15 protein-coding genes are annotated in these 12361 nt (G+C 57.1%); 9 read left to right on the top strand and 6 right to left on the bottom strand.

Annotated elements, in window-relative coordinates; translation table 11 throughout:
• From AC2FH0_RS19505 to AC2FH0_RS19495, 3 genes are all read left to right on the top strand, one after another.
• Nucleotides 1–627, top strand: coding sequence for an imm11 family protein (locus AC2FH0_RS19505; protein WP_496790146.1), 627 nt, complete (start codon nt 1–3; stop codon nt 625–627).
• Nucleotides 628–702: 75 nt separating this feature from the next.
• Nucleotides 703–1521 carry an MBL fold metallo-hydrolase gene (locus AC2FH0_RS19500; RefSeq protein ID WP_496790144.1) on the top strand — a complete coding sequence of 273 codons (819 nt, stop codon included), beginning with the start codon at nt 703–705 and terminating at the stop codon, nt 1519–1521.
• 38 nt (nt 1522–1559) lie between these two features.
• On the top strand, nt 1560–2975 hold the full coding sequence (locus AC2FH0_RS19495; protein ID WP_496790143.1) for an FAD-binding oxidoreductase: 1416 nt from the start codon (nt 1560–1562) through the stop codon (nt 2973–2975).
• Between the two features lie 12 nt (nt 2976–2987).
• On the opposite strand, the gene AC2FH0_RS19490 is transcribed toward AC2FH0_RS19495, so the two are convergent.
• Nucleotides 2988–3527, bottom strand: a complete 540-nt coding sequence (locus tag AC2FH0_RS19490) for an adenine phosphoribosyltransferase (protein WP_142638010.1) — start codon at nt 3525–3527, stop codon at nt 2988–2990.
• A gap of 312 nt (nt 3528–3839) precedes the next feature.
• Here AC2FH0_RS19490 and AC2FH0_RS19485 point away from each other — a divergent pair, with 312 nt between their 5' ends.
• Nucleotides 3840–4013, top strand: coding sequence for a hypothetical protein (locus AC2FH0_RS19485; protein WP_281995766.1), 174 nt, complete (start codon nt 3840–3842; stop codon nt 4011–4013).
• Between the two features lie 4 nt (nt 4014–4017).
• On the opposite strand, the gene AC2FH0_RS19480 is transcribed toward AC2FH0_RS19485, so the two are convergent.
• The 3 genes from AC2FH0_RS19480 to AC2FH0_RS19470 form a co-directional block, all read right to left on the bottom strand.
• Nucleotides 4018–4647: a LysE family translocator gene (locus AC2FH0_RS19480; protein WP_496704002.1), complete on the bottom strand. Its 630-nt coding sequence runs from the start codon at nt 4645–4647 to the stop codon at nt 4018–4020.
• 51 nt (nt 4648–4698) lie between these two features.
• Entirely contained in the window at nt 4699–5715 is a 1017-nt protein-coding gene (locus tag AC2FH0_RS19475; RefSeq protein WP_496709766.1) for a DUF418 domain-containing protein, read from the bottom strand.
• Nucleotides 5716–5814: 99 nt separating this feature from the next.
• Nucleotides 5815–6687, bottom strand: coding sequence for an S-methyl-5'-thioadenosine phosphorylase (locus tag AC2FH0_RS19470; RefSeq protein ID WP_496790141.1), 873 nt, complete (start codon nt 6685–6687; stop codon nt 5815–5817).
• Between the two features lie 302 nt (nt 6688–6989).
• On the opposite strand from AC2FH0_RS19470, the gene AC2FH0_RS19465 reads away from it, so the two are divergent.
• A complete protein-coding gene (locus AC2FH0_RS19465; RefSeq protein WP_142638018.1) occupies nt 6990–8624 on the top strand; it encodes a SulP family inorganic anion transporter in 1635 nt (544 codons plus the stop codon).
• A 31-nt stretch (nt 8625–8655) separates the two neighbouring features.
• Here AC2FH0_RS19465 and AC2FH0_RS19460 read toward each other — a convergent pair whose 3' ends face one another.
• Entirely contained in the window at nt 8656–9294 is a 639-nt protein-coding gene (locus AC2FH0_RS19460; protein ID WP_271950482.1) for a CatB-related O-acetyltransferase, read from the bottom strand.
• On the bottom strand, nt 9294–9899 hold the full coding sequence (locus AC2FH0_RS19455; protein ID WP_142638022.1) for a flavin reductase family protein: 606 nt from the start codon (nt 9897–9899) through the stop codon (nt 9294–9296). Before AC2FH0_RS19455 ends, AC2FH0_RS19460 begins: the two co-directional genes overlap by 1 nt.
• Nucleotides 9900–9970: 71 nt before the next feature.
• On the opposite strand from AC2FH0_RS19455, the gene AC2FH0_RS19450 reads away from it, so the two are divergent.
• The 4 genes from AC2FH0_RS19450 to AC2FH0_RS19435 all read left to right on the top strand — a co-directional run bounded on the left by AC2FH0_RS19450 (nt 9971) and on the right by AC2FH0_RS19435 (nt 12358).
• A complete protein-coding gene (locus tag AC2FH0_RS19450) occupies nt 9971–10465 on the top strand; it encodes a GNAT family N-acetyltransferase (RefSeq protein WP_271950478.1) in 495 nt (164 codons plus the stop codon).
• A gap of 53 nt (nt 10466–10518) precedes the next feature.
• Nucleotides 10519–11277, top strand: a complete 759-nt coding sequence (locus AC2FH0_RS19445) for an EcsC family protein (protein WP_496703329.1) — start codon at nt 10519–10521, stop codon at nt 11275–11277.
• Between the two features lie 96 nt (nt 11278–11373).
• Nucleotides 11374–11832 (top strand): NUDIX hydrolase, encoded by a 459-nt coding sequence (locus tag AC2FH0_RS19440; RefSeq protein WP_496692878.1) that lies wholly within the window; start codon nt 11374–11376, stop codon nt 11830–11832.
• Between the two features lie 70 nt (nt 11833–11902).
• Nucleotides 11903–12358: a DUF1178 family protein gene (locus AC2FH0_RS19435; protein ID WP_271950473.1), complete on the top strand. Its 456-nt coding sequence runs from the start codon at nt 11903–11905 to the stop codon at nt 12356–12358.
• Nucleotides 12359–12361 lie beyond the last annotated feature (3 nt).

The raw sequence follows: 12361 nt of genomic DNA, 5'->3' as shown, positions 1-12361 counted from the left end.
ATGGCGCGGGCGAAACAGCCAATGATTTGGATCAGCCGTGCGATGGTAAGCACCTCTAGTATCAAAGGGTTTGATCAAGATAACTATCTCAAAGACAACGAACTTGCTGTCGATGCTATGAAGCGGAACAACATTGGTGAGCCCTTGCCGGAAAATCGCTTTCCCAAGGAAATGTACGCGGAATACAAGGACAAAAAGGAAAAGAAACAGCCCGACCTATTTAATGCTGGAGGGACTTGGACCGTGTCTTCCGCATGTGCGTCTGTTCTGCGTCAATTCGACCTTGGTGACGGAAATCTCTATCCAGTCAAACTGTTTCAACACGATCGCACCACACCGGTTGAGGGCGAGTATTTCTGCTTGAACTTTGGGGCGCAAAAAACAGCAGTGCTGACTGATCAATCACCGCGCATCACAAAGCCTTACCCAAATTATGATATCTGGCAGCCGCCCGGCGCAATGCAAGACAAGGACATCGCCGTGAGCGTGTCTGCGTTGGATGGGCCCGACAACTGGATCGACACACAAATGCGAGACGCGTTTTTTGTGAGCGACGCATTGGCACAGGCCTTGCGTGCGGCGAAGGTCTCACGCCCGTTCAAGCTGCGTAAGTGCATCGTGGTTTAAGGCACTTGAACCCGCGGAAAGTTCAATTTAACTTTGCAGTCGTGACTCAACGTTGCTCTGCGCTACAATCACGTCATGCGCTGGGTGGTTTTGGCATTTTTGGTGATCTCGGGCGGGGCTGTGGCACAGGAGCGGCGGCCAAGCCATTGCATCGCCATTGCGGATGCGTCACCGGGGATCGAATACCTGCACAAAGCAGCCTGGCAGGATCCGGTACCGGAGTATTCCGTCCGGATCAACTATATCGCCCATGCGTCTTTTCTGATCCAGACGCAGGGCGGGTTGAACGCCGTGACGGATTTCACCGGGTTCATCGGCGGGGCCAGTCTGATTCCCGATGTGGTGACGATGAACCACGCCCATGGCACCCATTGGACCGCGCATCCCGATCCTGCCATTCCGCATGTGCTGGAAGGGTGGGGCGTGTTCGGGGAGGGGATCGAACATCATCTGGATCTGGAAGAGATGTTGGTGCGCAATGTCTCGACCGATATCCGGTCCGTCTATGGCGGGGTCGAAGAACGTGGCAATTCGATCTTTGTGTTTGAGGTTGCCGGGTTGTGCATTGGGCATCTGGGTCATCTGCACCACATTCCGTCGGACGCGCAATTTGCGGCCCTTGGACGGTTGGATGTTGTTATGGCAGCGGTGGATGGTGGGACGACCATGCCGCTGCCCGAAATGATTACAGTTCTGAAACGGTTGAAGAGTTCGGTCATCATTCCGATGCATTGGTTTTCGGACTATTCGCTGGATCGGTTTCTGGCGGATATCAGGGGGGATTTCCCTGTTGAACGCGATGGCGTGTCGGAAATCACCGTATCCCTGCGCTCACTTCCGGACCGGCCAACGGTGGTTGTGTTAGAGCCGCAATACCTGATCGAGTTGGAATAGGGCTTGTCGGGACCCGTTGCCTTGGGCAAGGAATGGGCATGACCCTGAATCCCGCAGACGATCAATTCGCCCAGTCAATTCGCGCCGCCTTGCCGGATGAAGTGCTGCGACCGGTCACCGCGCGATATCTCGAGGAGCCGCGCCGTCGGATTTCCGGGCAGGCGGGGGTGCTTGCTGTGCCCAGAACGGCCGAGGAGGTGGCGGTTCTGATCCGATTGGCTGCCGAGGCATCGGTCCCGGTGGTGCCATATGGGGGCGGCACCGGTGTGGTTGGCGGTCAGGTGACGTCGGACGGGCCTGCGCCTTTGCTGATCTCGCTAGAGCGGATGACAGCGATCCGGGCTGTCTATCCGACAGAGAATGTCATGATTGCAGAAGGTGGTGTAATCCTTGCAGATGTGCAGGCGGCTGCCGAAGGCGCGAACCGGTTATTTCCACTTTCCCTTGCCTCACAGGGGTCATGTAGGATCGGAGGGAACCTGTCGACAAATGCAGGGGGGGTAAACGTGTTGCGCTATGGAAACGCCCGTGACCTGTGTCTGGGCCTTGAGGCGGTTCTACCAAGCGGCGAAATCTGGCATGGGCTCAGCCGGTTGCGAAAGGACAATACCGGGTATGATCTGCGCAATCTTTTGATTGGGGCCGAAGGGACGCTAGGGATCATCACTGCGGCGGCACTCAAGCTGTTTCCCCGTCCTGAGGCGGTTGGAACGGCCATGGTTCAGGTCACCTCTGCCGAAGCGGCGGTTGATTTGCTGGCGCTGGCGCGGGACCTCATGGGGGACAGCGTCAGCGCATTTGAACTGATTCACCAACAGGGGCTTTTGTTCCTGAGTGAGGTTCTGCCAGAGACGCGGCAGGCTTTTGCCGAGCCGCCCGAATGGTCTGTACTGATCGAGATTGGCTTGTCGATGGGACAATCACCTGAAACCGCGTTTGAGGTGCTGTACGAGGCCGCTGACGCACGTGGGCTGGTCACCGATGCGGTGATTGCACAAAGCGAGGCGCAGCGGCAGGACATGTGGGCCGTGCGCGAGCGTATTCCGGATGCAAACCGGCTGATCGGGTCGGTCTCAAGCCACGATATCTCGGTGCCGATCTCGGCCATCCCAGAATTTATCCGGCGTGGTGCAGATGTTGTGGCCGCGCTTGGTCCGTATCGGGTGAACTGCTTCGGGCATCTGGGCGACGGGAACCTACATTACAATGTGTTTCCGCCAAACGGGCATTCCCGGTCAGAGTATGACGCCGAAAGTGCGAAGGTAAAAAGGGCCGTTCATGACCTTGTGCATGAGTTCCAGGGGTCGGTCAGCGCCGAGCACGGTATCGGGCGATTAAAGACCGATGATTTGGAACGATATGGCGATCCGGCCAAACTGAGTGCGATGCAGGCGATCAAATCGGCGCTGGACCCCAAAGGGATCATGAATCCCGGCGCGGTCCTGCGATTGTAAGTGCGGGATCCGTCAGAGTCCTTCGAATTCGCACAGGACATGAACATCCATGCCCATCTCTTCCAGAACCTTGCGCCCGCCCAGTTCTGGCAGGTCAATGATGAAGGAACATGACACGATCTCGCCGCCCAGCCGTTCGATCAGTTTGATCCCGGCGGCGGCGGTGCCTCCGGTGGCCAGCAGGTCATCCACGACCAGAATTTTCTCACCCGGCTGAATGGCATCATCGTGGATCTCGACAATGGCCTCGCCATATTCCAGCGTGTAATCCTGGCTGATTGTTGTGCCGGGCAGCTTGCCCTTTTTGCGGATGGGGACGAAACCGACGCTCAGCTGATGTGCGATGGCGCCGCCCAATATGAAACCGCGCGCCTCAAGTCCCACGACCTTGTCGATCTGTTCGCCAGCATAGGGGTGCAACATTTGGTCAATCGCCATACGAAACCCGCGCGGGTCCGCAAACAAGGTGGTGACATCCCGAAACATGATCCCTTCGTGCGGAAAGTCGACGATGGTTCGGATGTAATCCTTGACCGACTTGTTTCTTGACATGACCATCCCCTTCTGGCGTCAAAACACGCTGGGTTGTTTGGCCTATCGGGGACGGTCATGCAAGAACAGAATGAATGTGCTGGCTTGCAATCTTCCTAGAACGTGCGATTGCCTATCTCACCGAAAAAACCAGATAGGTTTCCCAAGACGTCGTCTTTTTTAGCCAATGCGTTGGTTCCGAAAAAGAATTACCTGAATTGAACACAGGCTACTTGCAAAGATTCCGCAAGGTTGTTAGCTGCCCATCATATGTTTTCTATATACTTAGTATATACGTTTCATTCCTTCTGAAGTCTTTTGGAGACAAAGTGCATGTCAGGGACAGATCGTAAGGTTTCAGCCAAAAAGGACAGCCAGCTGGTTCTGCGGCTGGATCGTGGCGAGCGCGATGCTTTTGTAGAGCTGTGCAGGGAACTCGACACGTCGGCGGCGCGAGAAATCAGGCGGTTTATTCGCGGATTTATGAATGATCACACTGCAGAATAGGCCCTCAGGCCGGGCGACGCAGGATTGATGTGGCGATCCCCATACCGATCAGGGTCAATCCCCCGAAACGCGTCAATGCGCGAATGGTGCTTGCGCGGCCGATCATATGGCGCAGCCGATCTGCCAAAAGGGCATAGGCCAATGCATTCAACCAGGCCAACCCGACGAAGGTGCCTATCAGGATCGCGAATTGAGGGCCCAAAGGTTCAGTTGGGCGCAGGAATTGCGGCACGAAGGCGATAAAGAACGCAATCGATTTGGGGTTCAGGGCGGTTACAGCGGCCGCGTGACCAAAGACGCCTCGCGCAGTGATATCTGCGCCGGGTTCAACCGCCTGCAGCCCCGCCGACGGTGCGCTGCGCAGTAACTTGATGCCCAGCCAGACCAGATAGGCCGCGCCGACCCACTTTAGGACAGAAAACAACGTAGCTGAGGCCAGCACCAACGCCCCCAATCCCAGCAATGAGGCCGTCATGGCCACCAAATCGCCAACCGCCACCCCGGTGGCCGAGGCTACGGCAACGCTGCGGCCTTTGGAGAGCGCATAGCTGAGCACCAGCAGAACAGTGGGGCCGGGGATCAGTAGCAAAGCGGTGGATGCAGCCACAAAAGCCAGCCAGATGTCAAAGGGCATGTGATCTCCGATTATGATACGCGGGTATCAAGCTTTGGTGACGGGCAAACGTCAAGCCCCCGATGGGCGCGTCACACGGTGCATCAACGCCTCAAGTGGTCCGCGTCTGAAGCGCAGGAACCATAGCAGAGCAAATCCTGAGGACAGCACGCAGAAACCCAAGGCGTAGCCAACGATCTGTGGCGCGCTGAGCGATCCGTCCAGCAGGTCGGCCTCGTCCAGAATGCCCATCCCAATCACGATATGTGCGATATACAGCGTCAGGCTTTGCCGCCCAGGCGCAGTCAGCGCCATCGCGGCGCCCAGCCCTTGAATCCGCGGCCAGAGCTTTAGCAACAGGCCGATCACCACACAGGCGGTTCCAGCCCCGGCCAAAATGTAAAACGGCCCCGGAGGGATGGATTGAGTGCCCAGATAGGCGGCCAGGTCAGGATCGGTTGTCAGCTTTTGCGGAAACAGGGCCAGAACGGCTGCGCCAAATCCCCACATGATCAACCGGTGCTGAACACAGACCGTCTGTAGTTGCGATCGCCCAATCGCCATACCGATCAGCAAGAACGCTGCCCAAGGTAGAACGGGGTGCCAACCATTGAACAGCAAGTTTCGTACAAAGCCCGGTATCGTCCACAGGTCGGTATGGGTCAGGGAAACCCAGTCCCATCCCTGATCATAGTCAAAGATAAGATTGGCGAGAACAGCCAGGACAACGACACTGCATGCGCCAAGCCACAAACCAAAGATGGACGAGGACAGAAACGCCGCGCCGACAACAAAATACAATGCATAGAAATGCAGGATATCGGCCTCAAACATGGTCATATTGATCAGGCCAAGTACGAACAGAAATGCAGCCCGTCGTGACAGAATTCCAGCAGAAGGGCTGGACAGGCTAATACCGATCCCGGCCAGAATGACAAACAATGCAGCAGCACGACCTTCCAGTGCATCGACAAGCGCCGATGCCCAGTCATCTGTCGGTTTGACCTGCGCCGCGATGCGAAAGTTCACCAGCACCATGCCGCAAAATGCCAGAAAGCGTGCGGCGTCCAGGGCCTCGAGCCGTTTCATTCCTATCCTCTTCGTTCCCTGCCGCCCGTACCGAACTTAAAAGGCTGCCTTTCGGTTAAGTACTGATGCGGCCGACCGGAATAGGGTTGATACCAATCGCTAGAGCACCCGCCCCGCGACTGCGTCCAGTTTCGCCAGCAGCGCCGGATCACGTTTTTCTGGCGCGGTAAGGATCGCGTATTCCAGCGCCCGGTCACACCCGTGCGGGCAGGGCAGGCGCTCTGCCCCCAGCAACTCTGGCAAGCCCTTGACCAGCGCTCGGCCTTTTTCGGCGTTCCCGGTCAGGGTGGCGATAATGGCGGTCACGTCGACCTCGCCATGGTCCGGGTGCCAACTGTCGTAATCGGTGACCATGGCGATCGAGGCATAACAAAGCTCGGCCTCTCGGGCGAGTTTAGCCTCGGGCATGTTGGTCATTCCGATCACATCGCAGCCCCAATGCTCGCGGTACATTTTGGATTCCGCCAGTGTCGAGAACTGCGGCCCCTCCATGGCCAGATAGGTGCCGCCGCGATGAATGGTGATGCCGGCGGCCTTGCCAGCAGTCTCACAAGCATCTGACAAACGTGGGCAGGTCGGGTGGGCGACACTGACGTGGGCCACGCAGCCGGAGCTGAAAAAGCTTTTGTCCCGCGCTAAGGTACGGTCGATGAACTGGTCAACGACAACGAAATCGCCGGGCGCCATATGCTCGCGGAACGATCCGCAGGCCGAGACCGAGATCACATCCGTAACCCCCAGACGTTTCAGCGCGTCGATGTTGGCGCGATAGGGTACGTCCGTCGGCGAATGAATGTGGCCACGCCCGTGGCGAGGCAGGAACGCCATCTCGATGCCGTTCAGCGCGCCGGTCAGTATTTGGTCCGAAGGCTTACCCCAAGGCGTTTCAACCGAGACCCATTGCGCATTCTCCAATCCGTCGATGTCGTAAATGCCTGATCCGCCGATGACGGCAATCTTGGTCTGGGTCATTGGTCTTCTCCGATTTTGGTGCCTGTTCAGCGATTTGTGCGCTGCGCTGCATGGTTTGACAAGGGTGATCGCCCGGTGGTTCTATCACTTTTTTCGCAGGGATTCGGGTCGTTGCTATCCGAGCCAGGCAGAGCGTCAAGCCAAGGTGTGACGGCAACGAACCGACATCAATTCACCTATTCGCGAGATATGTGCTATGCGTGCTGCGCATATCAGCCTCCCGCCTGATGCGGTGGCTCAAAAACCGGTTCACAGATAGAAGTCCCTTTTTCGCGCGAACCCATAAACCAACAGGACGCCCTATGCCCCGAGCTATGCTGGCAAGCTTTGCCAATCGTATCGCCAAACCTGATCTTCGTTGGGTTCCGGATGAGGGCCTGACCGTCTCGCGCCTTCGGATCGAGCTGCTGTCCGGCCTGACGGTTGCACTTGCTTTGGTCCCTGAGGCGGTGGCCTTTGCGTTTGTCGCGGGCGTGCATCCTTTGGTTGGTTTGTATGCTGCGTTCATGGTGGGGCTGATTACTGCACTGATTGGTGGCCGTCCGGGTATGATTTCGGGCGCAACTGGGGCGCTGGCCGTGGTGATGGTTGCCTTGGTGGCAGAACATGGGGTCGAATACCTCTTCGCTACAGTGGTTTTGATGGGAATACTGCAGCTGATCGCAGGGGCGATGCACTGGGGGCGTTTTATCAGGCTGGTACCACATCCAGTGATGCTGGGGTTTGTGAACGGATTGGCCATCGTGATTTTTCTGGCCCAGATGGGCCAGTTCAAAGTTCCCGGCAGCATGGAAAACACGGGCCATGGCATGAGCGGTGGCGAATGGCTTTCCGGTATTCAGCTTTTTACCATGTTGGGTCTGGTCGGCCTGACTATGGCGGTGATCCTTATCGTGCCGCGCATTACACGCATTGTCCCGGCGCCTTTGGCAGGGATCATGGTCGTCGCAGCATTGGTGATTGGCTTTGGACTGGACGTCCCACGGGTGGGCGATCTTGCCTCGATCGAAGGTGGCTTGCCGCCGTTCCACATCCCGATGGTGCCGCTGAACTGGGAGACGTTTGAGATCATCCTGCCATACGCCGTCATATTGGCAGCGATTGGCCTGATCGAGTCGCTTCTGACCCTGAACCTTGTTGGCGAAATCACCGGCAAACGTGGTGGTGCCTCGCAAGAATGTATCGCCCAAGGGTTTGCCAATGTGGCCACTGGCTTTTTCGGAGGCATGGGCGGCTGTGCCATGATAGGTCAGTCCATGATCAACGTGAAATCAGGTGGGCGCACGCGCATTGCCGGTATCGCAGCGGCGCTGTTCCTGTTGGTATTCATCCTGTTCGCCTCCCCGCTGATTGAGCAGATTCCATTGGCCGCTTTGGTCGGGGTCATGTTCATGGTGGTGATCGGGACCTTCGCCTGGAATTCGTTCAAGATCATGCGCAAAGTGCCCTTGATGGACGCGTTTGTCATCGTGCTGGTGACTGTCGTGACCGTGATGGAGGACCTGGCGGTAGCGGTTGTTGTTGGTGTGATCGTCTCGGCCCTGGCTTATGCTTGGAATAACGCCAAGCGTATCCATGCAATCACCCGCGATTCACTGACGGAAAAAGGCGCAAAGGTCTACGAGATTCAAGGGCCGCTGTTCTTTGGTTCATCCGAGGGATTTGTTGAGATATTCGACGTTTCAAACGACCCGGAAACCGTGATTGTCGATTTCGCCGAAAGCCGTGTGGTGGATCAGTCGGCATTGCAGGCCATCGAGAACATCGCTTCGAAGTATGAAGCCGCAGGAAAGCGCGTTATGCTACGCCACCTCAGTCGTGACTGTCACAAACTGCTGAACAAGGCAGGCCATTTGATGGTCGACAGCGACGATGACCCCGATTACGCGCTGGCGGTCGATTATTCTGTTCGCACCGGCATTCTGGGTGGGCACTGATTGTGAAAGGCGGCCAAATGGGCCGCCTTTTTTAGGGGGCTAAACGCTCCAGCATATCGACGTTTCCGGACAGCAGAGCACTTTCGGCTTCGGTAATCAGATCAGTTGGCCAATCCCACCACTTCAAAGCAAGCAGCCGGTCGATTGTACCGGCCTCAAACCGATACCGTCGTACTTCTGCAGGATTGCCTGTCACGATTGCATAAGGCGGTACTGTTCCGCGCACGACGGATCCTGCACCGATAATGGCGCCATCTCCGATTTTAGCGCCAGGCATGATCAAGGCACCGTATGCGATCCAAACGTCATTTCCGATCACGGTATCGCGCCTGTCAGGTTGATATTCCAACAGCTTTTCGGGATCGAAAACGGGAAAAGGATAGCATGTCGCCCCGCTCATGGCGTGATTGGCCGATGAAGTGATGAACCGGACGCCGTGGGCGATTTGACAGAATCTACCCAAGACAAGTTTTTCGCGGGAAAACGGGAACAGATAAGGGGCAAGGCGTTGCGCCCAATCCTCTGGTGCGTCGAAATCCGACGCATAGCTATATTCACCGGCTTCTATTCTGGGGTGGTCAATAGCCTGAGACAGGAAGACCGTTCCCGGGTGGTCCGAGCCGTCAGGCAATGTGATTGGGTATCGGCGCGATGCGTCAGGTAAAGGCATTAGTCATCCGGTCTTGAAAGGCTGAACAGCTCGGACGCGACCGAATAATCCCGGTAGCCAAGCCGTGCCAGTGGTTTGAAAGACGTCACATCGAATTTGCCATCCCGCATATGGTCGTCGTGCAGATGCACTCCTGTCACTTCGCCGAACACAACCCGGTTCGCCTGTCCGGGCAGGGTCACGATCTGCGTGAGCTTGCATTCCAATGCGGCTGGGGCACCTTCGACACGGGCGCAGGGGATGGTCTCGCATTCGATTGCGGTAAGGCCGGCGTGTTTGAACTCGTCGACATGTTTGGGCAGCGCGGCTGAACTGGCGTTCATTGCGTCGCGGTGGGCGTGGGCGACAACGTTCACGCAGAATACGCCTGTTGCCTCGATATTGGCGATGCTGTCCTTTCCACCGTCCTGATCGGCCTTGGTTCCGGTCGAGGCAAACATGACCTGCGGGGGTGTGTAGGCCACACCATTAAAGAACGAATAGGGCGCGAGGTTGTTGGTCCCATCCGCGCCACGGGTTGATATCCAGCCGATCGGGCGCGGGGTGATAATGGCGTTGAACGGATTGTGTGGCAGGCCGTGGCCGTCTTCTGGGCGATAGAACATAAGGTCTCCAAGCGTTTGCCCAAGGCGTAACGAAGTGCTAGGGCGAATTCCAGCTAGGAAAAGAGGGCAGGGTGCAGCAATTTGTGATCAGGCCGGAGGAGCCGGACGATTGGTGGGAAGTCGAGGCTTTGTACGATTTGTGCTTTGCGCCCGGGCGCGAAGCGCTGTCTTCGTATCGCCTGCGCGATGATGTTCCGCCAATGTCAGGCTTGTCACAAGTGGTGCGGGACGGGCAGGATATCCTGGCCGGTGCAATAAGATTCTGGCCCGTGCATGTTGGCGATCAGGACGCGCTGCTTTTGGGCCCTGTGGCCGTCCACCCGACCCATCAAGGTGAAGGACTGGGTGGATTTTTGATCCACGAAGGATTGCGGGCCGGGCGAACCAAGGGTTGGGACAGGGTCATGTTGGTCGGGGATGCACCCTATTATGCTCGGTTTGGATTCACCCGTCTGACCGGGGTCGAGATGCCCCCGCCAACCAACCCGGATCGGGTTCTGGGCGTAGACCTGATACCCGGCGGATGGGACGGAATAACTGGTCTGGTAACTCGCTGGAGCCGCTGAGCTATTGAAACCGCTGCGGTAAGTGCCGATGTTCTAGGGGCAGGAGGGTACTTATGCAGGACTTGGTTCTTGTCGGAAAACTCAATGCCGAAGCGGAACTGGACCGTTTGGCCGGATATTACCAATCCGCCGGAGGGCCGGGCGTCAAGTTGTTGAACAGTGTCGGTGGCTCGGCAGAGTCATTGCTTGAACAGCTGCCGCCATCTGTGCGCGAAGCCCTAACCGGGGCGACAGAAAAGGCGCTTTGGATTGCTATGAACGCGGCTGAAGGGTCGCGTAGGGCGGTGCCCGATCAGTTGCCATGGGTCAATACGGCCCTGACGACAGCCATGGGAGCTGCAGGCGGTATCGGTGGCGTTCCGACCGCATTGATGGAGTTACCGGCAACCACGACCATGCTGCTGCGTTCAATTCAGGGCGCTGCGGCGCGCGAAGGGTTTGACCCTTCAGAGGTTGGTGTCAAATTCGACTGTGTCCGGGTATTGTCAGCCGCTGGTCCGATGTCTTTCGATGACGGCGCGGATCTGGGTTTCTTTTCGGCGCGTCTGACCCTGACAGGCCCAGCTTTGCAAAAGCTGATATCTGCCGTTGCCCCGAAACTGGCGGTGGTTTTGGGGCAAAAACTGGCTGCGCAATCCGTGCCTGTGTTGGGCGCCATTGCCGGTGGCGGGACGAATTACGTCTATACCCGCTATTACCAACAGATTGCCCGCGTCCACTTTGGCCTCAGGCGGCTGTCGGTAGATGCCGATATCCCGCATGAGGTTCTGGTCCGCAAACTTGAGGCGCGGATGCAAGGGATTGAAAAATAACGCTTCATATGGCATTCTTCAGGCGCAGGTCCGATAAATAAGCGCAAAAGCGCACCGGGCAGGCGGATAAAACGTTCCCTGGAGAGGCAGCAGGACGTGATCGAGCAAAGGCAACTCAACCTGCATCAAGCGGGCACTGTACGAGTCGTACGGCAATCGGCAGCTCTGTGCTATCGTGTCCAACGCGGCACGCCAGAGGTGTTGCTTATTACGACGCGTGGTTCCGGTCGTTGGATAATACCCAAGGGGAATTTGATCGAAGGCCTCTCACCCTCCGGGACAGCCAGTCAGGAAGCCTGGGAAGAGGCGGGTGTGACCGGTACTTGCACTCCAAATGCCTTTGGGCAGTTCCTGCATTACAAGCGGAGGTACAAGAAAGGATCAGCGGTTTATCTGGTCGATGTCTATCCGCTGGTGGTCAAATCCCTGGCCGCGCGATACCCTGAATGGCAAGAGCGCAAGCGCAGGTGGTTTTCGCTGGGACATGCCGCCTCTCGGGTTAATTCGCCCGATCTTGCATCATTGTTACGCAATGTAGAGCATTTGTATCACTGATGTCCCCCTCAGGGGCTTGCCATTGCAATAGTGGTTGGTATCTATTTGGCATCCGACATTTGGACAGAACATGATTCAATATGCGTTGAAATGTAATAGCGGTCACAGCTTTGACAGTTGGTTTCAATCAGCCGCCGCTTACGACAAACTTGCCGCCGCGGGCATGGTGACATGCGCTGTGTGCGGTGATCCGCAAGTTGAAAAAGCAATCATGACCCCGCGTGTCCGCCCCGGACGTACGGTCGAATCTCGTACCACGGTCCCGGCATCTCGGGATGAGGTCGTCAACATGGCAACGCCAAGCGTTGATGTCGAGAAAGCCCTTTCCGAGCTGCGGCGCAAAGTCGAGGACAACTCGGATTACGTTGGCAAGGATTTTGCCAAAGAGGCCCGTAAGATTCATTTGGGCGACGCGCCGGAACGTGCGATCTATGGCGAGGCCAAGCCAGAAGAAGCCAGGGCATTGATCGATGACGGCGTACCTGTTGCGCCGCTGCCTTTCGTACCTTCGCGCAAGACGAACTAGCCG

The organism is Ruegeria sp. CDSC051, assembly GCF_059610665.1.
The sequence above is the reverse complement of the archived record's forward strand: the minus strand, read 5'-3'. Positions and strand labels throughout refer to the sequence as shown.

Bases quoted from the DNA above. Each gene is read 5' to 3' on its own strand.
- AC2FH0_RS19505 (WP_496790146.1), top strand. From the start codon at position 1: ATGGCGCGGGCGAAACAGCCAATGATTTGGATCAGCCGTGCGATGGTA.
- AC2FH0_RS19500 (WP_496790144.1), top strand. From the start codon at position 703: ATGCGCTGGGTGGTTTTGGCATTTTTGGTGATCTCGGGCGGGGCTGTG.
- AC2FH0_RS19495 (WP_496790143.1), top strand. From the start codon at position 1,560: ATGACCCTGAATCCCGCAGACGATCAATTCGCCCAGTCAATTCGCGCC.
- AC2FH0_RS19490 (WP_142638010.1), bottom strand. From the start codon at position 3,527: ATGTCAAGAAACAAGTCGGTCAAGGATTACATCCGAACCATCGTCGAC.
- AC2FH0_RS19485 (WP_281995766.1), top strand. From the start codon at position 3,840: ATGTCAGGGACAGATCGTAAGGTTTCAGCCAAAAAGGACAGCCAGCTG.
- AC2FH0_RS19480 (WP_496704002.1), bottom strand. From the start codon at position 4,647: ATGCCCTTTGACATCTGGCTGGCTTTTGTGGCTGCATCCACCGCTTTG.
- AC2FH0_RS19475 (WP_496709766.1), bottom strand. From the start codon at position 5,715: ATGAAACGGCTCGAGGCCCTGGACGCCGCACGCTTTCTGGCATTTTGC.
- AC2FH0_RS19470 (WP_496790141.1), bottom strand. From the start codon at position 6,687: ATGACCCAGACCAAGATTGCCGTCATCGGCGGATCAGGCATTTACGAC.
- AC2FH0_RS19465 (WP_142638018.1), top strand. From the start codon at position 6,990: ATGCCCCGAGCTATGCTGGCAAGCTTTGCCAATCGTATCGCCAAACCT.
- AC2FH0_RS19460 (WP_271950482.1), bottom strand. From the start codon at position 9,294: ATGCCTTTACCTGACGCATCGCGCCGATACCCAATCACATTGCCTGAC.
- AC2FH0_RS19455 (WP_142638022.1), bottom strand. From the start codon at position 9,899: ATGTTCTATCGCCCAGAAGACGGCCACGGCCTGCCACACAATCCGTTC.
- AC2FH0_RS19445 (WP_496703329.1), top strand. From the start codon at position 10,519: ATGCAGGACTTGGTTCTTGTCGGAAAACTCAATGCCGAAGCGGAACTG.
- AC2FH0_RS19435 (WP_271950473.1), top strand. From the start codon at position 11,903: ATGATTCAATATGCGTTGAAATGTAATAGCGGTCACAGCTTTGACAGT.